Source organism: Methanogenium cariaci JCM 10550 (assembly GCF_001315945.1).
Classification (GTDB): Archaea; Halobacteriota; Methanomicrobia; order Methanomicrobiales; family Methanomicrobiaceae; genus Methanogenium; species Methanogenium cariaci.
In genome coordinates this window covers 1-21547 of record NZ_BBBG01000016.1, presented here as the reverse complement: position 1 = coordinate 21547, position 21547 = coordinate 1, and the positions used below count along the sequence as shown (strand labels likewise).

The window sequence follows — 21547 nt, the reverse complement described above, 5'->3', positions numbered from 1 at the left end:
GGCCGCCCCTCCTTAGTCATCCCGGGGGGGAAGCCCCCCCATGATCCCCCCCTGTTCATTCAGGTCAAAGACCATGGTCTCGTTCTCGCAATGGCGTATGAAGAGTTGCCCGGTATCGTTTACCACACCGATATCCGCTGCGGCCATACCAACATCGGAAAAGAGCGTGAGAACGGTGTCCACGGCTTCGGCAGGCACAGTGACAATAAAGCCCATGCCCGGATACATGCGCACCCAGTGTTCAAAGGTGAGTCCGAGTGCATCGAGGTCGGGTCGTGGGATGTCTTCCAAGCAGACCACCGCACCCTTCCTGCTGCTCTCCAGCAGCATACCGAGCGTGCCGATCACACCGGGGTTGCTGATGTCCTTACCGGCACTCACCAGTCTCTCCTGGCCGAGGGTGTGCATCAGTTTAATCTGTGCACGCACCTCTTCTGCCGTCCGGAGGGTCGCGGAGTCCCAGTTCATGGCACAGGACGGATGGACCCGTCCCTCTAGATCAATCGCTGCGATGACCCGGTCGCCCACCCCTGCGGTATGAGAAAATATTGCATATTCAGGGTCAACGCAACCAAGGATTGCTACATCAATCACGTTCATTTCCGCATCCGGATGAAGGTGTCCTCCCACCACGGGAACACAGAACTTCTCCGATGCTTCGTACATCCCTCTCAGCACTTCATGACAGACCTTTGCATCCTTGACCGACATAATATCCACGACGGCAAGGGGGGGAGTCCCTCCCATCGCAGCGATATCATGCACATTCACCAGCACTGCGCAAAAACCTGCCCAGTAGGGATCCGCATCCAGAAGCCGACTCCATATCCCGTCGGCTGCCAGAAGAAGGCCGGTATCTCCGTTCTGTATGAGTGCCGCGTCATCCCCGAAGGAGACCGGCACGTTGGGGGGGGTTACAAGACGGAGCGATTTAATTATTTCTCCGATTGCCCGTTTGCGGGTAACGCCATCATAATCGCGTACCGCTTTTGCAATCTCATCTGTGGAACATTCTACCACAATTTACACCATCTTCTACCAAACATCAGCGTTCAGTTTAGTTAATAATATGCATATCGCTCCCGGATACCGGGACAATGGCGGGCCCGGCTTCCCGTGGGAACGGGGGGGGTGCATGCGGCCATGAAGAACAGGGCCGGGACACCGGAGACGGCGACGAATTTTTCCGCTGCTTCCAACCGTTACCACTGCATTTTTCACTCTTCAGGCACAGAGAATTATCCATGGATTGGGCTGCACACTACCGGCCGCAGCGTCTGCAGGATATCATCGGCAACGGCCAGGCAATCCGCCAGATCGCGGAGTGGGGGGGACAAACCTGGCATACCGGCGCACGGCCGCTCATCCTCTACGGAAAACCGGGCATCGGAAAGACGACCGCAGCCCATGCGTTCGCCCGTGATATGCACTGGGACGTCATCGAACTCAACGCGAGTGACCAGCGCACGAAGGGGGGGTCATCGAGAGAATTGCAGGTGCGGGCAGCACCACCGCAAGCCTGACGGGGGGGACCGGGCGGCGTCTGATCATCTTTGACGAGGCGGACAATATTCACGGCAACGCCGACCGCGGCGGGGGGGCACGGGCGATAGCAGACGTCATCCGTTCGTCCCGGCAGCCCATCATCCTCATTGCCAACGACCTCTACGGCCTTGACCCGTCCATACGCAGCCTCTGTGACACGGTTCCGTTTCGGGCGATCCGGGCAACGACGATCATCTCCCATCTGCGCTATATCTGTGCAGCAGAAAAGGTGGACTGCGACCCTGCGGCCCTGCAGCATATCGCGGATAATTCGGGGGGGGATATGCGCTCTGCCATCAACAGTCTCCAGGCCGCCGCCATCGGCAGCGACCATGTGGGAAGCCAGGATGTGCACACCTCACAGAAGGACGAACGGACATCGATATTCGAACTCATCACGGCCATTCATGCCGGGGGGGCTGACGATGACACCCTGCTGCGCTACGCCCGTGAGGTGGACGACACCCCGGACACCATAGAACAGTGGATTGAAGAGTCCATGGGCGCGGTGAAGGGCACCGGTGAGCAGGCCTACGCCTACCAGACGCTTGCGACCGCAGACCGTTTCATCGGCCGCACCTACCGCCGCCAGTACTACACGCTCTGGAAGTATGCCTCCGCCCTGATGGTGATGGGGGCCTGCGGAGGCGGCAGGAGGCAGGGGCATCCACGCCCGCATCATGCCCCCCCCATCCCGCTGGCGCAGGATGGGCACCGGAAGAAAACAGAAGACGCTCCGAAGCGGCATCATGGGAAAACTCGGGGAGAACTACCATATCCCCCCCGGCACTGCATTGCGCGAGGATTTTTTCACGCCCATCACCAAACTGATCGAGGCAGACCCCCCCGAAGACTACGCACGTCTGCTGCACTTCGATAAGGACGAACTGGAGTTCTTTATCGGCGACAAGAAGAAGGCGGCAGGGATCATCAAGGGCCTTGCCAAAGAGCGGCGGGAAGAGGAGCGGGATATACCAAGAAAAAGCTGAAAAAGGGACAGAAGACAGTGCCTGAGGTGCAGAAGAAGGCATTGCCCGCTCCCCCCCGCCCGGAACCCACGGCGGCCCTCCCCCCCGAGCCGGTAGCGGAACCTGAACCCGTGCCGGACCGTTCACAGAAGACCCTCTTTGACGGGTTTTAAATGCGGGTATGATACTGGTGGAGCACGACGCCGCAGTCAATGATGCGCCCGCCGCGCTCGTATATCTCGTTGCCCAGATGATAGATGATGCAGTCCGCGTTCACCGAGCGGGCAAGCGCGATGATGCAGGGCACCATCTCAATCCCCGGCCGGACGGCATAGATGAGTGCGGTGCCGCGGTAGCATGCGAGATCCGGTGCGCAGACATCGTCCCGGAAGAAGGGAATCCCCCCCGGCGGCTGCTGCACAAAGACGTCGGTTGTTTTGACGGTCACCCCCGCCGCGGCGAAGGCTTCTGCCACCGTAAAATTTCTGCCGACCCCGATTTCTGTGGCGGACACATAATTTCCGATGATATAACGGGAAAAACGCTCTTCAATATGCTTATAGCTCCCCATTGACAATGTTATTTTGGATGAGTTTCCTTATATTTTGGGATTCAACGGCACCGGAGGGTCTTCAGATCCCCCGTGGCGCAGGCAATCGGGGGGGCAATCTTAGGTACACGTGTTGACCTCCATGAGAATCCCGTCATGCTGCGTGGCTTTGACGGCGCACGCGGCCAGTATAACGCATCAAAAATACTGGGCGGCATGCAGGACATCTATACCCGACAGCATGGTATCGGAGACTACATCCTCATCGTCGCCGGAAAAGACCTCTATATTCCGGGGGGGCGCGATTTCGTCTTCGGGCTGGCCCGCCCGTCGGTGCGTGCCGGCATCGTCTCGACGACCCGCCTTGATAACCGCTATTACCGGCGGAAGGCCGACATGTATGATACCATCGACCGCGTGGTAAAGGAAGGCACCCACGAGTTCTGCCATATGCTCGGCCTTGACCACTGCAGAAACGGCGAATGCATCATGTTCTGCCCGACCACCCTGGACGAACTGGACCGGAAACGCAAGACCCTCTGCCCGGCATGCCAGCGAAAACTGGACGCGGCCAAGAGATACTTCTGATCCTGTTTTCTCTGTTGTTGCAATAGAAACAACAGATTTATTTATTCCCGGAATGAATTACCCATATATCCTTTCAGTTCGTCATACATGTATGAGCAGAGGAGAAGACAGATGCGATATTACGAGGGCCTAATTAAACGCAAATTCAAAGATGTGGTCGGCTCAAAATACGAGGCGATCCAGAAGGAATACAGTGAATATATTCTCACCGAAGAGGAGATGCGGCCGCACGAGATCAAAAAGATTCTGCTTCCGCTGGACTTTTCCGTCACCGAAGTGTCAGAGTCCCTGTGCGAACTGCTCTCGACATACGAGAACGCCACGGTCACGCTGGTATTTATCACCGACGCACAGATCTCCGAGATCATCATGGCCTCTCTGGACGAAGAGGCAGGCGAGGAGTTCATCCAGAAAAAGGAGGACTACGGCACCCGTCTTCTGGACGACTATGAACACTGCCTTGCTTCACGCAACATTCCCTGCATGCGACGCATGCTTCTGGGGAACAAACAGCAGGACATCCTGAAAATAGCATCCGACTTTGATATGGTCGCTCTTCCGAAATGTTATGCAAGCAACCATCCCGATTCCTGTGCAGTGAGCGGAGACGCATCCTGCTGGCGCAATCACTGGCACAACCGACAATCGTATTCTGACGTGATTTAGAATGTTAACAACTGTACAGCTCCTTGCACTCGTCGTATTCATTGCGACATATATCCTCATCATCGATGAGCGTATCCACCGCGCCGTTGCCGCCATGGCAGGCGCTGCGGTGGTCGTATTCCTGGGAATCGTTCCCTGGGATTCCATGCTGGAGCACATCGATTTCGGCACCATCTTCCTCCTGATGGGAATGATGATCATCATCAATGTGGCCCGGCACAGCGGACTTTTTGAATATATCGCCATCCGTACCGCAAAGATGGCCAAAGGCAGCCCCCCCATCATGGTGCTCATCCTGTTCTCTATCGTAACAGCCGTCGTCAGCGCCTTTCTGGACAATGTCACGACCGTGCTGCTTTTGACACCGATGCTGCTCTACATCACCAAACTGATGGACCTGAATCCCGTGCCCTTCCTTTTGGCAGAGATCATCTCGTCCAACGTGGGCGGTGCAGCCACCCTCATCGGTGACCCCCCGAATATCATGATCGCCTCATCCGCGGGCCTGACCTTTAACGAGTTCATCACGACAATGGGGCCGATTGCCGCAGTCGACATGGTACTGGTGCTCATCATCTTCCTCGTCATCTACGGCAGGTCGATGAAGGTAACCAGAGAAGAGAAGGAAGTCATCACCAAGACCATCAACAGTCTGGATGAACAGGCCGCGATCACCGATATGAAGCTCTTTAAAAAGGCGGTCACGGTCATCCTCATGGTGGTCGTCCTCTTCTTTATCCACAGCTCAATCGGCACCTACCTGCACGTGATCTTTCCGTTCGTCGACCCATCGCTTGCCCTTGAACCGGCGGAGGTCGCCTCATCGGCGCTGCCATCATCCTCATATGGAGCAGGGTACAGCCGGACGAAATATTTGAGAAGATCGAGTGGACCGCCCTCTTCTTCTTTGCAGGCCTCTTTGTCATCGTGGGGGGGCGCTCGTCAACACCGGGATCATCGAGATGGTCTCCCAGTATATGATCAGCATGGTCTCAAACCAGTTTGAGGCGATGTTTGTGATCGCCTGGTTCTCGGCCTTTGCCTCGGCAATCGTGGACAATATCCCGCTTACCGCTGCACTCATCCCCCTCATCCATGACATGAGTGCCACGATGGATGTCTATCCGCTCTGGTGGGCGCTCTCTCTGGGTGCGTGCATGGGCGGAAACGGAACGGCTATTGCCGCATCGGCAAACGTGGTGGTGCTCGGTGTCGCGGAACGCGAAGGCGTTGCCGTCACCTTTATGCAGTTCCTGAAGATAGGAATGCTCACGCTGGTGATCACGGTCGCGGTCGGCCTGGTGATGCTCTATGCCATGTTCGGAATGCTCTAGGAGATGGAAACAATGAAGATACTGGTATTACTGGACGGCTCCATGTGGAGCCACAAGGGAGCGCTCTATGCACTCCGGATTGCACGCGAGAAGAAGGCGGAGGTCGTCTTGTTCTCGGTGCTGGACAAACGGGATTCCAAGTCGATGGCATTCAACTTCTGCACCCAGTCCAATATGTGCAGCAGAATCGAGAACTATGAGTCCCAGATCTGGCGGGACATGCGCAAAAACATCAATGACGAGATGGCACAGGTCCTGCTCTTCTTTAACCGGGAAAAAATTTCGACCACATCAAAGATTGTCGAAGGGTCGGCATCGGAAGAGATCATCAGAGAGGCGGAAAGCGATGGATACGGCCTGATTGTCATGGGCGCATACGGAAGAAACCCGCGGTCCAGCGGCAACAGCCTCTTCCCTAAACTGATCAGCAAACTGCAGGTGCCGGTCTTCATGGCACGCTGACCTTTTTTTGACCATTTTTTTGTGCGGTTCTGTTGAATTGCAGCGAACCGGATCTCATTTTCACTACGAAGAGACCATATTTTTCACCCCGGATGCTGTTAAAATTCGTTTTTATGCCAACCAAATCTCAATATTTCCGGGATCCAGAGGCGGGGGGGGAAAGCAGGGATATTCTCCACAAATTTCAATTCAGAATGGATAAATATTCTATTATATAATTTCATATCATGAAATGTTTTAAACTATTTTTGGTTTTATTCATTGGAATGGTTATTGTGCTCTCTGCCGGATGTACTGCTTCTTCGGATAGTGAGAGCCCGGAATTAACCCCCCCCACACCAGAAAGTACAACTTCAGGTTCGTACCAGGATCAGGAATTCCTTTCATTATTAACGGAATCTAGTGATGAAATCACAAAATTACTGGACAATGTAACCAAATCAACAGATAATTCAGATACTGACGGATTAATGATATATAGCGCAGGTATAATGCTGATATCTGATAACTACAAAGCAGAATTAGAAGCTTTAACGGTATCTCCCGAACTTGAACCGTCTAAAAACAATTATATCAAAGCATTGGAAGAATGTTCAGACGCAGGGTATAATTATGGTACTGGTGCAGAATATATGGGAAAAGAGGATTATGATACTGCAGAAGAATATATCAATAAGGGAAACGTGAATGCAGAATCTGCCATTGAATATATTAATAACGTTTCTGAATCCTTATCATAATTTTTTATCCACTTTTTAAATAAATGCTACCCCCCCTTCGCTATTTACGGAAAGTAACGGGAACTATTTTCACTGCCTTTGCAAAACCATTTCCTTTGAAGGAGAAATCATGAATTATCAAATAGATTCTCCTGACGAAAATCGGAAAAATGAATCGCTGTAGTCTACAGTCTACTCAGGTAATTCGCTCAAACGGGCAAAATGAGATGGTAATCGTTCTCTCTCGTTTTTTGCACCATGGGAATAAGAACATTACATATTTAAGCACTGATGTACAACAATATACATCGATGATACGCATTCGCCCATCCCCCCCCAAGACCCCCCCCGACACAGATACGGAGGAGATTGCCATGAAATCGCGTGATATCGCCATCGTGGGCATCCTCCTTGCCATCGGCGCCATTCTCCGCTATCTGTTGAATATCATTCCGACGGCAATCGTATCCAACCCGATCATCGCCCTCTACTGCCTGGCGATCATCCTCATCCGGCCGAACGTACGGGACACCATCGGCATCGGCATCGTGGCGGGCATCATCTCCGCTCTTATAAGCCACTCCATCTTCCCTCCGGCAAACCTCATATCCGAACCGCTGGGGGGGCGCTGGTCTGTATGGCGTTGTATTCGGCGACCCGGAAACATATCCCGGTCGCACCCACCGTGGCCACCTTCGGCGCCACCCTTGCCAGCGGGTTCACCTTTCTTTCGATCAGCATCGTCGTCATTGCGGCAGGCTTCATATCCGCACCCGGCGAAGGCTTCACCGTCGGTTCCTTTATCCTCGTGGTGTCACCCGTCATCATTCTCACGGCCGTTGCCAACGCCGTCATCGCCCAGCTGCTCTACATCCCTTCCGCAAAGATTCTGATGCGGGGGGGGCACAGGGAGAGGAGGTGCAGGCGCATACGGATATGGCCACAGACGAATCGGCAGACCCGGATACCCCGGCATTCCAATTCACCGACTTCTCCTACACCTACCCGCAGGGGGGGACAGGGCCCGCACTCGAAGATCAACCTCAGCATCCCACAGGGGGGGAGTGTGTGCTGGTGAACGGCACCACCGGAGCGGGCAAGACCACCTTCTGTCTGGCGGCGGCAGGTGTCCTCTGCCATGAATACGAAGGCAGGACAACAGGCACTCTCTCGATATGCGGCCGGGACGTGCGCAGCTATACGGACATGGGGGGGGAGATAGGGAAACAGGTCGGGGGGGTCGTCTTTGACGATGCCGATGCCCAGCTGATATTCACCACGGTGGAAGAGGAGGTGCTCTCCGGTCTGGAGAACCGTGGCCTGCAGGCCGAAGACGTCCAAACCCGGCTGGAAGAGATGCTCGCATTCACCAGCCTGACCGGGTTTCGCTACCGGGAGCCTCATTCCCTCTCCGGCGGGCAGAAGCAGCGGGTGGCACTGGCGGCGACCCTTGCCTCCGGCACCGCATGCCTGATACTGGACGAGGCAACCGCAGAGCTGGATACCGCAGCAACCGAGAGCATCATCGCCATCCTCGCCCGGCTCAAGGAGGCGGGCAGGACGATCATCGTGGTCGAACAGAAACCCCCCCGTGCACTCGCCGCCATCGCCGACCGGGTCATCACCATCGAAGACGGCCGTCTCACCCGGGACGAGACCGCAGAGGAATTCTTTGCCACCTACACCGATGAGACTGAAGCAAACGGAGACCGGGTGGAGACCGCAGGGGTTGCCAGGAAGGGCGAACCCCCCCGTGTAGTGGTGCAGAACCTTGTCCACCACTACGGAACGACCCCCCCGCCCTCTCGGGAGTCAGTCTGGATATCTATCCGGGGGGGGAACTCGTCGCCATCATCGGGGGGGAGAACGGCTCCGGGAAGACGACGCTCGTCAAACACTTCAACGGCCTTTTGCGCCCTACGTCGGGGGGGACGGTGACCGTCTGCGGCATGAACGCGGCGGATGAACGGGTCACCCGCCTCGCAGAGAAGGCGGGCCTTGTCTTCCAGAACCCCCCCGACACGATGCTCTTTGAGGAGACCGTTGAACGTGAGATGCAGTTCGGCATGAAGAACATCGGTATCGACCCCCCCGCAGAAGCACAGGCACGAATTCAGGAGGTGCTCGCTCTGGTGGGGCTCGGCGGACGTGCATCACAGTTTCCCCCCCGTGCAATGAGCAGGGGGGGGAACGCCAGCGCCTCGCTATTGCCTGTGTGGTCGCGATGAGACCGGAGGTCATCATCCTCGATGAACCGACGACCGGTCTGGACCCGGCGGAGGCCGAACGCATCATGGGCATTATCCGGTCCCTCTCGGAGGCGGGCCACACCGTTCTGATGGTCAGCCATGACATGTCCATGGTCAGACGGCATGCACAGCGTATCATCCACATGGAGCAGGGACGAATCACCTCGGATAAACCCGCATCAGGGAGGTGCAGTATAATGGCAGAGATTCTTCAGTATAAACGCATCGACGGTGTCTTCCACCGGATGAACGCCCTCACCAAGATCGGCTTTCTTCTGGTCGTCATCGCCCTGGCCATCCTCTCGACCGACCCGCTGGTGCTCGCCGGTCTGATACTGCTGGTCTTCAGCCTCGCGCTGGTCGGGCGCTTCGGCCGCGAACTGCTCGCACAGGTGCCGATGCTCATATTCCTGAGTGCGGGTCTGATATTTCTGACGGTGCTGACCATGCAGAGCGGAGACATGGTCGGCTACCTGATACCCACGGCCGTTCCGGTCATCGGCGGGCACATACCGGTCACGACCGGGGCACTGCACTTTGCCGCCGTTCTCTCGCTGCGGTTCTTTGTGATGCTCTTCACCTTCCAGCTGATGATCATCTCCACCCAGCCACGGGATCTGATCACCGCTCTCAGGAGACTGCACCTGCCGGTGGACTACGCGCTGATGCTTTTGATTGCCATCCGGTTCATCCCGAGCCTGCAGCTGGAGGGCAGACGCATCCAGGAAGCCCAGCGGGCCCGTGCATACAATCCGGGGGCAGGGCTCAGAGGCAAAATAAAGGAGCTGACCCCCCCGATCATCGTCCCCCCCTCGTCTCCAACGCCCTCGGCAAGGCCAATGTCCTCGGTCTGACGATTGACCTCCGGGGGGGACTGCGGACGATGTCCCGCACACCCGGCCTGGACCAGCCCTTCGGCCGACCGGATTACCTGCTGGCTGCCTGATTGTGCTGCTCATCATCGCCGGGGGGGCGATGGTGACCCTCTCCTGAATTCTTTTTGACTCTGCCTTATCCAGATTATTCTGCACTCTGAATAGTCCCCTATTTTGCCGTAATCCATGAGCATAACCGAGACGGCAAATCAAAAAAGAGAGGTAAAAAAGGAATTTGTTCAGTCTTTTCTGCGCCCGAGGGCAAGAACCGCACCGATAATGGCACAGGCCGCCACTGCGGGAATCCCTGTTACGGGAGACTTGGTGGTCGGGGGGGGAACGGCCACCAGACCAAGAGTGACCGTCGTGCTCTGGCCACCGGTCACGGTGACCGTCTGGGAGGCATCGGTATATCCGGTCTGCTTCACGGTCACGACATGCGAGCCCGCGGGGGATGTCGGAGAGGGTTACCGGTGTGATGCCCTGGAACGTATTATCGAGGAGCACCTCGGCACCGGTCGGGGGGGTTGAGGAGACGACTATCTGTCCGGTCGTGTCCGGCACGGGCGACGGTGCATTTGGAGTGAGATGGGGGGGTTCACGGTCACAACACTCCCGCCTTTCACGTATACGGTCTGGGTGTAGTCCTGATAATCCGTATGCCGGATGAGGATGGTATGGGATCCCTCGCGGACACTCGTGAGATCGAGAGAGCCGCCAGCCGGGGGGGTCTGTCCCATATATTTCCCGTCAAGGTAGACAGATGAACCGCCCGGAGTGATCCCACTTCGATGGATCCCAGCGTCGGCTTCTGGGGGGGAGTAAAGGTAACGGTGAGGGGGGGTGTCTGCTGCCCGGCATTCACGGTGACAGTCGTGGCATATTCATCATAGCCTGCCTTGTGCAGCCGGACAGTATGTGAACCGGGAGCAAGGTTGGTGACGAGATGCGGGGGGGTTTCCGCCACAAATCTCCCGTCCACATAGATATCCGCCCTTCGGGCTGGGAATTGATATTGAGGGAGCCGGTCTGCTGGGGGGGGTTGGGCGTCAGGTATGCATCCACGGTGGCCGTCTGGCCCGCGTTCACGTAGACTGATGTCCCGTACGACTGGTAGCCGCTCATCGTAATCTGAATAGTGTGGCTGGTACCCGCACGCACGGAGGAGAAGGTTGTGGGAGTACGCTGCCGGGTGCCGCCGTCAAGGATGGCAATGGCACCGGCAGGCTGGGAAGTCACCTGGATACTCCCGTACGAAGGCGAGGGAATCGGGTTCAGGGTTGCGTACAGGTTTACAGTCTGGCCGTTTGCGGGCCACGACGTCACCTGGCCGGTGTAGGTCTGGTAGCCGGATTTTTTGACGGTAAACGTCTTGTATGGCGTGCCGGTGGTCACAACCTCGGTATCGCAGTATCCATTCGTAATGCTGCATCCCACGGAAGAGGTGTCAAAGGTAACCACGGCACCGTTCACGTTGCAGTTCACCCGTATCCACTTTGTCAGAGCCAACGGGTTTTGTGGGGGGGGTGGGCACCGCGGTTGCATGGGTGGTTGGTATGGTGGTGGGCACCGTCGTTACGGGTACCTGCTTCAGCGTTGCATCAATGCCAGACTGCGCACCGGCCTGGACCTCCTTTGTGGCAGTGTAGGTTCATACCCCCCCGTCAGCGTGATCTTGATGGTGTGAGAACCGGATTTCAGTTCTCTGCTGTTGATGGGAGTGATCCCTACCACGGTTCCGTCAATATAGACCGGTGCTCCGGAAGGTGAGGAGATGATGGTCAGCCATCCGACCTGCGATCCCGGTTTATCTATGCTCCCTACCTGTTCTGCCCCCCCGGATGCTGCGGGAAACAGCAGCATGGCGACAACGAGAAAAGAGATCAATAGTGCGGCACGTTTCATGAGTCTCCTTTTAGTACTTACCGGGTAATAACATTTCATGTTCCCTGATGAGAGGGAGAAGACCGGAGTGCCGGTTCCCTGAGCCCCCCCGATGCAGCATGACCAGATTAAACAGGATTAAATATCGTTAATTTTAGAGAGAATTGCATTGATATGAAAATTCAGACCATTTTAATAATTATTATTGCCATTCTGGTTGCCTATATCCTCATTCCACCAGACGTATACCAGGAGACCGACGTACGCTCCGGGATAGGGAATGGTCTTTCCGGGATCCTGATCGGGGGGGTGGAGAAGTATGATCTGGCAATGATGACGAGTGACTGGGTGCTCGAGGCAAATACGTCCAATATCGAGGCAAGGGAACTGCAGGTGGATGCACTGACCGGCCTTGAACAATATAACGCGGCCATAGAGATGCAGACACATCTCCTCGCAGACAAAGGCACCCTGACAACCAAAACCGACTGGACGAAACTGGCGGAACTGAATACAAATGCAGGGAATTTCGGAGGCGCGATTGATGCCTATGAGACGCTGGTCAGCATGTATGACATCTCTCCCGCTGAGGCAGAATCTGTTGAAACCAGTGATCTGATGCGCTCCTACTCTGAAAAAGGCGCCCTCCTGATCAAACTACAGCGGTATGACGAGGCGATCGCCTGCTATAATTCAGCAGTCGAACGGGAACCATCCAGCAGCGCCGCCTGGATTGGTCTGGGAGATGCATACCTCTTCAAATCCATGTACGATCAGGGTAAGTTAAAGGATATGTACAAGGAACTGGGCAAAAAACCATCCGAACGGGACTCCTCCGTGAAAAGGATAGACATGTCCGCGGTCAATTCAAACCGGAAGGCGGTTGAAGCATACCAGAAGGCCATTGAGATTGATCCTCTCGTCTATCCGTTTGTCGTCACCAAAATAATGGGCAGTTATGAAAAGACGGTGGGCGATTATCAGGATATCCTGGAGAACTTCAAGACGAGTCAGTCAGATGTGAACTGAGGGTTCGATCGCTCAACATACCGGTTAGGGTTAGTTCATCAATACCTCTCCCCCCCATCCCCCCCTGTTATTTCCAATCAGTTTCCCCAAATTATCTTTTGAATGTTCTGTTTTTTGCATAACCAAAAATTCGGGATATTATCAACCATACCGAAATTCCTATATTTATCGATGTATTCTGAAAAAGAGTATCTCAGACTGCCTTTCTGCATTCTCTTTCTCTCTATGCACGATACAGGAGTATGATACCAATAATGCCAGTTCAACAGACTGCCGCCGCCATTTTCAAAAGAGTTGATGCACTGCTTGCCGCTGTCAGCCCGAACCACAACGTGATGCTCCTGCGAGTCATCGCCGCACTTGTCTCCGTCCTCTGTTTTGCAGGGGATCAGGTCTTTGGATATCCGGCCCTTGCCCTCGCAGGGACGGTCACCTATATCATCTGCCTGCTGCTCTACGCCGAGGGACTTTTCAAGACTATCATTCTGATGCACCGTGTCAGCGCCGAACTTCTCATCGTCGCGGTGATGGTTGTCACCTTCCTGGACGGCCAGCCCCCCCTGAGCGGGGGGGCGCTGGTCGCCTGGGTAATCGGTCTCGGGCTCTTCATCGCCACCAGCATTATCAGAAAAAACCGTGAGCGTATCGAGGGGGGGCTCGTGAAAGAAGGGAAACAGACCGCACGGGTAATCAAAGACGACACTGTCAGAGAGATCGGGCTGCATGAAGTCTCTGTCGGTGATCTGGTGATCGTCCCCCCCAAGGGGGCGATGGTCCCGGTCGACGGTGTGGTCACCGAGGGGGGGCACTCTTCGGTCGACGAGTCCGCCGTCACCGGTGAGCCGTACCCGGTCTTCAAGCAGGCCGGGAGCCAGGTCACTTCCGGAACGCTCAACCTCTCGGCACCGATTCATGTCAGTGCGACACGAAACGGAGACGATACCTATCTCTCGGTGGTCACAAAGGAGATCGAGGAGAGCCTTGCACAGAAATCAGAGACCCAGCAGCATGCCGAGACTATCGTCCAGGTATTTCTCATCGGGGTGACCGGGTATGCAGGCCTGTTGTACTTCATCACCGGTGACCTTCACCTCCCGGCCGCCGTACTCTCGGTAGCCTGCCCCCCCTGTGCCTGGGCCCTGGCCACACCGGCCGCCTTCGCCGCGACAATTGGCCGACTGAGCCGGATGCATGTCCTTACACGGGGCGGAGAACCTCTTGAACGACTGGTCGGGGCAGAAACCCTGGTGACCGACAAGACCGGGACACTCACGCGGGCCGAGCCTGTGGTGGGGAAGGTTGTCACGCTCAATGGTGCCGACGAGAGGGAGGTGCTCAGATATGCAGCCGCGGTTGAGGCCCGATTCTGCCATCCGATCGCCACAGCGATCACGGCGCACGCCGAGGTACAGGAGACCGGTGCGCTGCCCGAAGTGACCGAGAGCGAAGAGCTCCCCCCCGGCCAGGGAGTGCGGGCGATGATTGACGACAGTATAGTTTTCATCGGGAGTGGGGAAACCCTCCGGGCAGCAGGCATCACTCTGCCTGCGGTGCAGTATGAAGGGCGGGCGGTCTGGCTCGCCGTCGAGGACGAACCTCGTGGCGTCTTTGTCATCAGGGATGCCCTGCCCGATACGGTGGACGGATTTGCCGACGCCGTGCGGGCGTGCGGAATCAGCCGGGTGGTGCTGGCCACCGGCGACCAGGAGGAGGGTGAGGCACAACGGGTCGCCGCCGCGATTGGGGGGGCGGATGAGTATCATGCCGGGTGCAGACCGGAGGATAAGACTGCACTGGTGAAACGCTTCCAGAAGGAAGGTCAGGTGGTGATGGTCGGTGACGGGACCAATGATGCACCGGCCCTCGCGGCGGCGGATGTCGGGATCGCCATTGGCGGACATCGCAATCCGGGTCTGGTCGTACGGTCGGCGGAGATTGTCGTCCTCGGTGACGACCCCCCCGCCGCGGTACCGGATATTCTTGCGGCGGGGGGGAAGGCGATGAAACGGGCGATCACCCAGAACTATGCCTGGGCGGTGGGCTTCAACACCATCGGTATCGCCCTTGCAACCGCCGGGGGGGTGCTCAATCCCATCCTTGCCGCCGTCCTCCACCATATCAGCTCGGTCTTTGTCGTGGCCAATGCCGCCAGACTCTACTACAGGCGGGGGGGGACATTCAGAAATAAAAACGGCTGAATACCTCAGCCCGCAACAACCGGGTCAAGAATTTCAATGAGCTTCTTCATCATGAAGCAGACGGGCGGCATGCTGATGACGGGGTGCCATCCGGTTGCCGGTCTGAACGGATGGTACCTTTCCATGCTTATGCACAAGGAAGGATGGTCACGTCTTGGTTACTTCGGATACGATCTTCAGGACCAGTGTGGTTCAGCAAACTCACTCGCTATGGCCGCAGACCGCGGTCTCATGGGCGAACTGTGTGGACCTAACTATCCAAACTACGCAATGAATGTTGGTCACCAGGGAGAATACGCAGCTATTGTCTCCGGTGCAATCCGCGAGTTCATGCCCGCCGGAGAGCGCTCACTCGTCATACCAGCACGGTAAGACTAACAATTTCTCCATTTTTTGCACGTTCCCGCATAAACAATACAAAAAAATGGAGCTTTCTTACAAGAATAGAGATCGGGGTAATCTATATCCCATCCCGATATTGTGAAGAATGGTCTGTTTTGTGTTATTCTGTATGCATCATGCTGATGGTGTTTGATCAATGTGGTGAGGTGCACTGTATTGAATCACTGATACTTTCACGGCCCTGCAGCTATCTGATTCTGCCAAACCATTCGTCCTCCGGATCATATCTTCCTGTATTGTTCTGATTCTATTGTCCCGGCATAAAACTGCATCAGACCAGAAAGAAAAAAAATGGTAATAGTATTAAGAAGAAATGGCAAACGGTTTTACTTTTTGAATTATCTCATCCCTTGCTTCTATTTCCATAAGAATGGAATCCCCATACTCGACTGTGTGCACAATGCCTTCATCATGAAGCCACGATACCATGGACATACCCTCTTCGGATAGCGGGATGGATATCCTGCAATGTTCCCATGTAGGAAGTTTCTCAAAGAGAAATTGTTTCAGTTCGGTAAGACCTTCTCCTGATTTGGCAGATATCATGACAGGAGCAGGAGCAAGTTCACGAATCACCTGCAGTTTTTCCTGCAGCTCTTCTTCAGGAATAAGATCGGCCTTATTAAGAGCAGTAACTATCTCAGCACCCTCTGCTCTCCCCAAGAAGATATCATGCTGACAGCCAGTTTTTCTTGAATAATATCCACCGGATCACTCATATCCACCACAAGAAGAATGATATCAGCCAGGAATATCTCATCAAGCGTTGACCGGAAAGCATCCACCATCCAGTGTGGGAGGTCTGAGATAAATCCAACCGTATCTGTCAGAAGCATTTTTCTCCAATTTACCGTGAGAGAACGTGTTGTAGGAGAGAGTGTCGTAAAGAGCATGTCCCTGACGATTGTCTCTTCCTCTATTAGTGACTGGAAAAGAGTACTTTTTCCCGCATTCGTATACCCTGCCAGAGCTACAAGGGAAAATCCTTTTTCATGCCGGAAAAAGCGTTGTCCCTCGCTCCCGGTTCCCTGCTGAAGTTCGGTCCTGATCCGTGCGATCCTTTTCTTAATATCCTGCTCATACGAATCTTCGTAGCCCCCCCAAGGCCCATAAACCCCCCCTGCCGTTCCTTCTTTTTTACCAGGGAAATGATGGCCTTTGTTTTCGGAAGCTCATATTGTAGTTCCGCAAGCTCGACCTGCAGTTTTGCACGCTTTGTCGTGGCTCTTGCAGCAAATATCTCGAGGATAAGCTGAAACTGGTCTATTACTTCACATTTGCACGTCTCAGAGACATTGTAGATCTGCGTCATTGAGAGTTGGTTGTTAAAAATAACTTTTTCAGCATCCAGAGATTCCACAAGCTCCGCAAGTTCATCCACCTTGCCGCGACCTATCTGGTACTTCCGGTCAGGATGTCTTGATTGCACAAATGTGCCAACAACAACATAATTTACAGCATGTGCTAACTCTCTGAGCTCCGAGAGTTTCCGCGAATTTTTAGCAGCATCAGAATTCGGATCATTTCGCTGGACAACAATAATTCTTCTCGTTGTACAGCCCTGGGTGATATCATTTTGTGCGAATTCTGTTTCGAATGTCATTTTATTCCTCAATTTGTAATTTTAACCATTTTCCATTTGGCGATGCAACTAACCTCCATATAATAATATCAAAAATAATTGTATTGACAACTATACTTACATTAAAAATGCAAATATAATTATGGCAATAACAATAATAAAAAATCCACTATGTTGAAGTGGCATGAATTATTTATGTAATACTATTATATGTTACCACATAAAAGCATTATAAAATCTTCATGCTACAAAAATGTGACTTACTCATATATTAATATTGCTATGAGGTAGCTGCATATGCTAAGCAATTTCGACTCTGTAGAAATCCTCTAAAACAATAGCAACCGATCTCGCCCCACTGGTTATAACATCTGATACGCGGGAAAATTCCCCCCCGTTCCGGGAAAATTCACTGGTTAAAACAGGAGCAGGGGGGGTGATGCCCGTCCATCACCCCCCCTGCGACCTCCCTCCCTTGCTTCCATACACCCCCCCTGACCTAACCCGCAACAACCGGGTCCAGCATCTCAATGAGCTTCTTCATCATGAAGCAGACAGGCGGCATGCTGATGACGGTTGCAACACGGTTGCCCGACTGACTTCCCACGGTAATGGCATCCATACCATCGATGATCATAAAGAGATCCGTTTTCCACCCAACTTTCCTCATTTTCGAACTTTTCTGTGCCATTTCCACAAACATGTCAGCAAGTGGCTCACTCATCTCATACACCCTCAGGTTCAGCCCTGCGAATGCACCTTTATCGGGCACCAGAATCGAGAGATTAACCCTCTTTCCGGCCGTCTTCAGATCGTCATGAACAAGCCTGAGCATGTATGGATCCTGTGCAAATATGATCAGATCCTCTTCCGCATTTCGGATCAGCATTTTCAGCCGGTTGCGGATTCCCTTGTCACTGTGAATCGACCAGAACGGTGAAGGGGGGGGTTTGGCTTCAAAATGCAGTTTTTTCAGTTGTAGGACAGAATTGTCAATGGCATTGCAGTATTCCTCTTTCAGCAGTCTGAATGCTTCCACAGGATCCTGTGCATGATAGAAGGTGGGCGTCCCGTCCTGTATCTCAATATACCCGCTATCTGCAAGCACTTTTAACACAGTGTATATCCGCCCCCCCTGGGGGAACACCGCTGACTTCGCAGATTTCCCGTGCGGTTGCCATCCCCCCCAGCCCCCCCACAAGCGCGACATACGCCTTTGCTTCATACTCTGTGAAACCGTGCTTCTTCAGGCTCTCAATCATCTCAGGCATTATTACAACCACCATGAGTTGTAATTGATTTAATACATTTTGTTCGAGATGATATGACATACCTTAGGGGTCAGACAGACGGTCTGACCGGCAAATGGAGGAACTATGAACGCAGATCCGAACCAGACAACAGGCACCCGAAAAAACCGGCGCCCCCTGATTATGGCAGTAACCCTGCTTGGCATGTTTATGTCCGTTCTGGACAGTATGATCATAGGCATTGCCCTCCCGACAATCACCGAATACTTCCATGCGGATATTGCCCTTTCACAATGGACGATGACCGCATATCTGGTGGCGATGACATCCACCCTGCTCATCTTCGGGAAACTCTCGGAGTACACCGGGAAAGAACGGATGTTCCTTGCCGGGATGGGTGTATTCACTCTTGCGTCTTTGGGCTGTGCCCTGGCGCCAACACTCCCGATGTTAATTGCTCTGCGCACAGTGCAGGGAATAGGCGCTGCGATGGCGGCTTCAATCGCCATGGCATTGATCATCGGCCTTTTTTCATACAAAGAACATGGCAAAGCAATGGGTGCGCTCGGTGCAACGATTGCACTTGCAAGCCTCACGGGGGGGCCGGTTCTGGGAGGATTCCTGATTGACCTCTCAGGGTGGGAATCGATATTCTTGATTAATATCCCGTTCGGACTGCTGCTTCTGGTTACAGGGGGGGTATGCTCGATGGATTTGAAAAAACCCGCAACCGGACAGATACAGATGGACTGGTGCGGTGCAGCAGGGCTTGTCATGGGCATCTCCGGGCTGATGTTCTTCCTGGGTATCGTTGCCGGGGGGGTGCCTCTCACAGCAGCAGTGCACTGATTGTATCAGGACTGGCGAGTCTGGCAGGGTTCATTCTCTTTTACCGGAGTGAAAAAACACATCCCGACCCGCTGCTGGATCTGTCCGTATTTTCCGAACGGGCATTTATCCTGCCAGTGGTAAGTATGGTACTCGTCTTTACTGTGGTGTTTATGGTGAATGTCTCGGTGCCGTTTTATCTTGAGGAGGCAGTCGGGTATTCGCCTTCACAGGTAGGACTGGTCTTTATGATCATCCCTGCCGTGCTCGCGGTTGGGGGCGCCTCTCACCGGCCGCCTCTATGACAAGTACCAGTGGAAACATTACATGACAGCCGGTCTTGGTATCGCTGCTCTCGCACTGTTTGCATTTGCAGGCACGATACAGGATGGGAACATCGGATTCTTAGTTCCTGTGCTGGCAGTATTTGCAGCAGGGTATGCCCTCTTCCAGAGCCCGAACAACATTGAAATTATGAGAGGCCTTCCACCCGCAAAGTCCGGCATCGCATCGAGCCTTAGCGGCACAGGCAGGCATTTCGGAATGGCGCTCGGCGTTGCGGCTGCGGCCATCATTTTTTCCGTTCAGTTCTCCCTTGCAGGAGCAAAAGAGGCGGGTATCGGAGCAGGGCCTGAAATGTTTGCATCGGTTAGTGCAACCACAATGACGGTTGCAGCCGTAATCTGCCTGATTGCAGCCCTGCCACTCTTTGTCTGGGCAAAACCGGTACACAAAAAACACATTTCTACAAAAATTCGGAGGAGATCAAATGATGACAAAATCCCAAAAATCAAACAGAAATCATGAAGCGATGTCGAATATTGGTTTTAAGCTTATGGCACTTCGTTTCGCATGCGAAACATGGCGAACCCGCCGGAAAAACTTCTGGATAAAATTGGAATTGAGAACGACATGGTTGTTGTTGATTACGGATGTGGCCCCGGCAGTTATATCAAATACGCCTCGGCGATGGCCGGTGCAGGAGGTCGGGTCTATGCAGCCGATATTCACGAACTGGCAATCGCATCTGTTCAAAAACTGATACAAAAAGAGGGACTCAAAAATGTCGTGCCGGTGCAGGTGAACGGATATTCGTCCCCCCCATTGATGACAATACGGCAGACCTCATCTATGCACTGGATATGTTCCATTCAATAGGTGATCCCGATGCATTCCTAAGGGAACTGCACCGGATTGTGAAACCCGGCGGGATGCTCGTAATAGATGACGGCCACCAACCACGCGAAGAGGCAAAAGAGAAGATTCTGCACTCAGGCGTGTGGGAGATAGCAGAGGAACGGGAGGCATTTATGAGATGCACCCCCCCTGTTGAGACGGAGTGAGACAGTAGGAATTGAGAAGCCGGAATGAACAGGCAGGGGGGGAGAAAGAGAATCTCTTTTTTATCGGAGTGCATGCCACGAAGGCATCCGTGGCATCTGGTCACATTCACTGAATCGGGTCAGGACACAGCTCCAATATTTCTTTATTCTGTGAAATCCAGAAGATGCACGCAAAATATCCAAAATAAAGCACATATCAACAGTGCTGTTGCAGACCTTCAAAAAGCGGATAACAGATGTAAATGAGCCGGGTTATTTTCCTTTTTCTGCAGGTCTGCAGCCAAAAATAGGGTGGAGTGATTACTCCTTCTTCAGGTAGTAGGCTCCGCCTGCCACCACACCCACCACGATACAGACCACGAGAATGGTCATCCATGGAATGGTGCCCGCTTCAGGAGATCCTGAAGCAGCGGGAATGGCTGCGGATGTTGTGGTGGGCACCGCGGTCGCGGAGATCGGTGCCTTTGTTGCCGTGGCCACGGTTGCCGACTCGGTGAAGAGGGCAAAGCAGCTGAAGTGGCTGACCTTGGCGCTCACGGTATGCGTCGCCGCATTCACCGTGGTCTCAAGGGTTTCCCAGAGACCGGTGGCAGCGTTGTAGCATTTGATGGTGTAGGCCTTGCCTTCCACCCACTCGTCAGCAGGTATGCTGAAGCTGATGGTGATGGCCGGGCTGAAGGTGGCTCCCGCAGGTTTGCACTCGCAGGAGTAGCCTTCAAAGGTGAATCCGCCGGGGACTGCGGGTAACGTGGCGACCTCTTCTATGTGAATCGCGGAGAGGGGTTTGCCCGCGGAGTCAAGGACTCCGGTGCCTTTCGGAAGGTAGAGGGAGGCCTTCTTGTCCACAGAACTGACCGTCACCGAGCCGAGCAGATTGCCGGTGGATGAGGTGGTGAGCACTGCTTCTCCCGGAACAGCGTCAGGGGGGGAGACAACGGGCGGCTGGTTGATGAGGCCGCCACTGCCTCCGCCACCACCGCCACCACTGGGCGGGCTGGGCGGAGTGTAGGTCGCGCTCAGGTTAAGACACTGGGTCTCACCCGGTCTGAAGGTCGAAGTCTCCTTTGCGGTGTGG

Annotated in this window: 28 protein-coding genes and 5 pseudogenes; 20 read left to right on the top strand and 13 right to left on the bottom strand. The window is 54.2% G+C overall.

The window, feature by feature from the left end:
• Positions 1-12: 12 nt before the first annotated feature.
• Positions 13-1023: a methanogenesis marker 2 protein gene (locus JCM10550_RS12085; RefSeq protein WP_062399492.1), complete on the bottom strand. Its 1011-nt coding sequence runs from the start codon at positions 1021-1023 to the stop codon at positions 13-15.
• A 74-nt stretch (positions 1024-1097) separates the two neighbouring features.
• Between JCM10550_RS12085 and JCM10550_RS12080 the strand changes: the two genes are divergently transcribed.
• Positions 1098-1523, top strand: coding sequence for an AAA family ATPase (locus JCM10550_RS12080; protein ID WP_062399490.1), 426 nt, complete (start codon positions 1098-1100; stop codon positions 1521-1523).
• A 229-nt stretch (positions 1524-1752) separates the two neighbouring features.
• On the opposite strand, the gene JCM10550_RS19790 is transcribed toward JCM10550_RS12080, so the two are convergent.
• Both JCM10550_RS19790 and JCM10550_RS19785 read right to left on the bottom strand, forming a co-directional pair.
• The gene (locus tag JCM10550_RS19790) at positions 1753-1902 is read right to left on the bottom strand and encodes a hypothetical protein (protein WP_172673893.1); all 150 of its coding nucleotides are present in this window, start codon (positions 1900-1902) and stop codon (positions 1753-1755) included.
• Between the two features lies 1 nt (position 1903).
• Positions 1904-2296, bottom strand: coding sequence for a hypothetical protein (locus tag JCM10550_RS19785; protein ID WP_062399488.1), 393 nt, complete (start codon positions 2294-2296; stop codon positions 1904-1906).
• On the opposite strand from JCM10550_RS19785, the gene JCM10550_RS12070 reads away from it, so the two are divergent.
• Both JCM10550_RS12070 and JCM10550_RS25160 read left to right on the top strand, forming a co-directional pair.
• Positions 2295-2534: a hypothetical protein gene (locus JCM10550_RS12070; RefSeq protein WP_062399486.1), complete on the top strand. Its 240-nt coding sequence runs from the start codon at positions 2295-2297 to the stop codon at positions 2532-2534. The two genes, JCM10550_RS19785 and JCM10550_RS12070, sit on opposite strands and share 2 nt — an antisense overlap.
• Before the next feature lie 17 nt (positions 2535-2551).
• Positions 2552-2686: a hypothetical protein gene (locus JCM10550_RS25160; RefSeq protein ID WP_281175384.1), complete on the top strand. Its 135-nt coding sequence runs from the start codon at positions 2552-2554 to the stop codon at positions 2684-2686.
• Here JCM10550_RS25160 and JCM10550_RS12065 read toward each other — a convergent pair.
• On the bottom strand, positions 2683-3084 hold the full coding sequence (locus tag JCM10550_RS12065; protein WP_062399484.1) for a UPF0146 family protein: 402 nt from the start codon (positions 3082-3084) through the stop codon (positions 2683-2685). The genes JCM10550_RS25160 and JCM10550_RS12065 overlap by 4 nt on opposite strands.
• A gap of 72 nt (positions 3085-3156) precedes the next feature.
• Between JCM10550_RS12065 and JCM10550_RS12060 the strand changes: the two genes are divergently transcribed.
• The 9 genes and pseudogenes from JCM10550_RS12060 (at position 3157) to JCM10550_RS12020 (ending at position 9935) form a co-directional block, all read left to right on the top strand.
• The gene (locus tag JCM10550_RS12060) at positions 3157-3651 is read left to right on the top strand and encodes an archaemetzincin family Zn-dependent metalloprotease (protein WP_245619144.1); all 495 of its coding nucleotides are present in this window, start codon (positions 3157-3159) and stop codon (positions 3649-3651) included.
• Between the two features lie 111 nt (positions 3652-3762).
• Positions 3763-4317, top strand: a complete 555-nt coding sequence (locus JCM10550_RS12055; protein WP_172673892.1) for a universal stress protein — start codon at positions 3763-3765, stop codon at positions 4315-4317.
• 1 nt (position 4318) lies between these two features.
• A pseudogene (locus JCM10550_RS12050) lies at positions 4319-5651 on the top strand (ArsB/NhaD family transporter).
• Positions 5652-5663: 12 nt separating this feature from the next.
• Entirely contained in the window at positions 5664-6113 is a 450-nt protein-coding gene (locus JCM10550_RS12045) for a universal stress protein (RefSeq protein WP_218185205.1), read from the top strand.
• 275 nt (positions 6114-6388) lie between these two features.
• Positions 6389-6853, top strand: a complete 465-nt coding sequence (locus JCM10550_RS18970) for a hypothetical protein (RefSeq protein WP_157200232.1) — start codon at positions 6389-6391, stop codon at positions 6851-6853.
• Positions 6854-7206: 353 nt separating this feature from the next.
• A pseudogene (locus JCM10550_RS23220) lies at positions 7207-7733 on the top strand (ABC transporter); the annotation flags it as partial.
• A gap of 17 nt (positions 7734-7750) precedes the next feature.
• Positions 7751-8770 (top strand): energy-coupling factor ABC transporter ATP-binding protein, encoded by a 1020-nt coding sequence (locus JCM10550_RS23215; RefSeq protein ID WP_245619143.1) that lies wholly within the window; start codon positions 7751-7753, stop codon positions 8768-8770.
• The gene (locus tag JCM10550_RS23210) at positions 8686-9060 is read left to right on the top strand and encodes an ATP-binding cassette domain-containing protein (protein WP_245619160.1); all 375 of its coding nucleotides are present in this window, start codon (positions 8686-8688) and stop codon (positions 9058-9060) included. Before JCM10550_RS23215 ends, JCM10550_RS23210 begins: the two co-directional genes overlap by 85 nt.
• Complete coding sequence (locus JCM10550_RS12020; RefSeq protein WP_245619141.1) at positions 9057-9935, top strand: CbiQ family ECF transporter T component; 879 nt, start codon at positions 9057-9059, stop codon at positions 9933-9935. Before JCM10550_RS23210 ends, JCM10550_RS12020 begins: the two co-directional genes overlap by 4 nt.
• Before the next feature lie 260 nt (positions 9936-10195).
• On the opposite strand, the pseudogene JCM10550_RS17355 reads toward JCM10550_RS12020, so the two are convergent.
• The 4 genes and pseudogenes from JCM10550_RS17355 to JCM10550_RS12000 all read right to left on the bottom strand — a co-directional run.
• Positions 10196-10396, bottom strand: a pseudogene (locus JCM10550_RS17355) (PEGA domain-containing protein); the annotation flags it as partial.
• A 99-nt stretch (positions 10397-10495) separates the two neighbouring features.
• Positions 10496-10738, bottom strand: coding sequence for a PEGA domain-containing protein (locus JCM10550_RS23205; RefSeq protein ID WP_281175387.1), 243 nt, complete (start codon positions 10736-10738; stop codon positions 10496-10498).
• A gap of 79 nt (positions 10739-10817) precedes the next feature.
• Complete coding sequence (locus JCM10550_RS12005) at positions 10818-11465, bottom strand: PEGA domain-containing protein (protein WP_172673890.1); 648 nt, start codon at positions 11463-11465, stop codon at positions 10818-10820.
• An 81-nt stretch (positions 11466-11546) separates the two neighbouring features.
• Positions 11547-11861 carry a PEGA domain-containing protein gene (locus JCM10550_RS12000; RefSeq protein ID WP_062399465.1) on the bottom strand — a complete coding sequence of 105 codons (315 nt, stop codon included), beginning with the start codon at positions 11859-11861 and terminating at the stop codon, positions 11547-11549.
• Positions 11862-12014: 153 nt separating this feature from the next.
• On the opposite strand from JCM10550_RS12000, the gene JCM10550_RS11995 reads away from it, so the two are divergent.
• The 3 genes and pseudogenes from JCM10550_RS11995 to JCM10550_RS11985 all read left to right on the top strand — a co-directional run.
• On the top strand, positions 12015-12869 hold the full coding sequence (locus JCM10550_RS11995; protein ID WP_062399463.1) for a lipopolysaccharide assembly protein LapB: 855 nt from the start codon (positions 12015-12017) through the stop codon (positions 12867-12869).
• 254 nt (positions 12870-13123) lie between these two features.
• Positions 13124-15067 carry a cation-translocating P-type ATPase gene (locus tag JCM10550_RS11990; protein ID WP_062399461.1) on the top strand — a complete coding sequence of 648 codons (1944 nt, stop codon included), beginning with the start codon at positions 13124-13126 and terminating at the stop codon, positions 15065-15067.
• A gap of 72 nt (positions 15068-15139) precedes the next feature.
• Positions 15140-15439, top strand: a pseudogene (locus JCM10550_RS11985) (methyl-coenzyme M reductase subunit alpha); the annotation flags it as partial.
• 333 nt (positions 15440-15772) lie between these two features.
• On the opposite strand, the gene JCM10550_RS20730 reads toward JCM10550_RS11985, so the two are convergent.
• From JCM10550_RS20730 to JCM10550_RS17345, 4 genes are all read right to left on the bottom strand, one after another.
• Entirely contained in the window at positions 15773-16132 is a 360-nt protein-coding gene (locus tag JCM10550_RS20730) for a hypothetical protein (RefSeq protein WP_218185203.1), read from the bottom strand.
• Positions 16133-16439: 307 nt separating this feature from the next.
• Positions 16440-17072, bottom strand: coding sequence for a hypothetical protein (locus tag JCM10550_RS20720; RefSeq protein ID WP_218185202.1), 633 nt, complete (start codon positions 17070-17072; stop codon positions 16440-16442).
• Positions 17073-17550: 478 nt separating this feature from the next.
• Entirely contained in the window at positions 17551-18168 is a 618-nt protein-coding gene (locus JCM10550_RS11975; RefSeq protein ID WP_157200231.1) for a TrmB family transcriptional regulator, read from the bottom strand.
• Entirely contained in the window at positions 18146-18322 is a 177-nt protein-coding gene (locus tag JCM10550_RS17345) for a helix-turn-helix domain-containing protein (RefSeq protein WP_218185201.1), read from the bottom strand. Before JCM10550_RS17345 ends, JCM10550_RS11975 begins: the two co-directional genes overlap by 23 nt.
• A gap of 105 nt (positions 18323-18427) precedes the next feature.
• Here JCM10550_RS17345 and JCM10550_RS11970 point away from each other — a divergent pair, with 105 nt between their 5' ends.
• The 5 genes from JCM10550_RS11970 to JCM10550_RS18960 all read left to right on the top strand — a co-directional run bounded on the left by JCM10550_RS11970 (position 18428) and on the right by JCM10550_RS18960 (position 20472).
• Entirely contained in the window at positions 18428-19150 is a 723-nt protein-coding gene (locus JCM10550_RS11970; protein ID WP_062399455.1) for an MFS transporter, read from the top strand.
• Positions 19151-19275: 125 nt separating this feature from the next.
• A complete protein-coding gene (locus JCM10550_RS19775) occupies positions 19276-19434 on the top strand; it encodes a hypothetical protein (protein ID WP_218185200.1) in 159 nt (52 codons plus the stop codon).
• The gene (locus tag JCM10550_RS11965; protein ID WP_062399453.1) at positions 19403-19936 is read left to right on the top strand and encodes an MFS transporter; all 534 of its coding nucleotides are present in this window, start codon (positions 19403-19405) and stop codon (positions 19934-19936) included. Before JCM10550_RS19775 ends, JCM10550_RS11965 begins: the two co-directional genes overlap by 32 nt.
• Positions 19937-19990: 54 nt before the next feature.
• A complete protein-coding gene (locus tag JCM10550_RS11960) occupies positions 19991-20287 on the top strand; it encodes a cyclopropane-fatty-acyl-phospholipid synthase family protein (RefSeq protein ID WP_172673887.1) in 297 nt (98 codons plus the stop codon).
• On the top strand, positions 20272-20472 hold the full coding sequence (locus tag JCM10550_RS18960) for a class I SAM-dependent methyltransferase (protein WP_062399450.1): 201 nt from the start codon (positions 20272-20274) through the stop codon (positions 20470-20472). The genes JCM10550_RS11960 and JCM10550_RS18960 overlap by 16 nt, the downstream gene beginning before the upstream one ends.
• A gap of 300 nt (positions 20473-20772) precedes the next feature.
• Here the strand turns inward: JCM10550_RS18960 and JCM10550_RS19770 are convergent.
• Positions 20773-21547: pseudogene (locus tag JCM10550_RS19770) on the bottom strand (hypothetical protein); the annotation flags it as partial.

Excerpts from the sequence above, each read along its gene's own strand:
- JCM10550_RS17345 (WP_218185201.1), bottom strand. The coding sequence starts at position 18,322 with ATGCCTGAGATGATTGAGAGCCTGAAGAAGCACGGTTTCACAGAGTAT.
- JCM10550_RS11995 (WP_062399463.1), top strand. The coding sequence starts at position 12,015 with ATGAAAATTCAGACCATTTTAATAATTATTATTGCCATTCTGGTTGCC.
- JCM10550_RS20720 (WP_218185202.1), bottom strand. The coding sequence starts at position 17,072 with ATGACATTCGAAACAGAATTCGCACAAAATGATATCACCCAGGGCTGT.
- JCM10550_RS11960 (WP_172673887.1), top strand. The coding sequence starts at position 19,991 with ATGGCGAACCCGCCGGAAAAACTTCTGGATAAAATTGGAATTGAGAAC.
- JCM10550_RS18960 (WP_062399450.1), top strand. The coding sequence starts at position 20,272 with ATGTTCCATTCAATAGGTGATCCCGATGCATTCCTAAGGGAACTGCAC.
- JCM10550_RS12020 (WP_245619141.1), top strand. The coding sequence starts at position 9,057 with ATGAGACCGGAGGTCATCATCCTCGATGAACCGACGACCGGTCTGGAC.
- JCM10550_RS12070 (WP_062399486.1), top strand. The coding sequence starts at position 2,295 with ATGGGAAAACTCGGGGAGAACTACCATATCCCCCCCGGCACTGCATTG.
- JCM10550_RS12080 (WP_062399490.1), top strand. The coding sequence starts at position 1,098 with ATGGCGGGCCCGGCTTCCCGTGGGAACGGGGGGGGTGCATGCGGCCAT.
- JCM10550_RS11970 (WP_062399455.1), top strand. The coding sequence starts at position 18,428 with ATGAACGCAGATCCGAACCAGACAACAGGCACCCGAAAAAACCGGCGC.
- JCM10550_RS19775 (WP_218185200.1), top strand. The coding sequence starts at position 19,276 with ATGGTACTCGTCTTTACTGTGGTGTTTATGGTGAATGTCTCGGTGCCG.
- JCM10550_RS11990 (WP_062399461.1), top strand. The coding sequence starts at position 13,124 with ATGCCAGTTCAACAGACTGCCGCCGCCATTTTCAAAAGAGTTGATGCA.
- JCM10550_RS12055 (WP_172673892.1), top strand. The coding sequence starts at position 3,763 with ATGCGATATTACGAGGGCCTAATTAAACGCAAATTCAAAGATGTGGTC.
- JCM10550_RS19785 (WP_062399488.1), bottom strand. The coding sequence starts at position 2,296 with ATGATGCCGCTTCGGAGCGTCTTCTGTTTTCTTCCGGTGCCCATCCTG.
- JCM10550_RS12065 (WP_062399484.1), bottom strand. The coding sequence starts at position 3,084 with ATGGGGAGCTATAAGCATATTGAAGAGCGTTTTTCCCGTTATATCATC.
- JCM10550_RS12045 (WP_218185205.1), top strand. The coding sequence starts at position 5,664 with ATGAAGATACTGGTATTACTGGACGGCTCCATGTGGAGCCACAAGGGA.
- JCM10550_RS12000 (WP_062399465.1), bottom strand. The coding sequence starts at position 11,861 with ATGAAACGTGCCGCACTATTGATCTCTTTTCTCGTTGTCGCCATGCTG.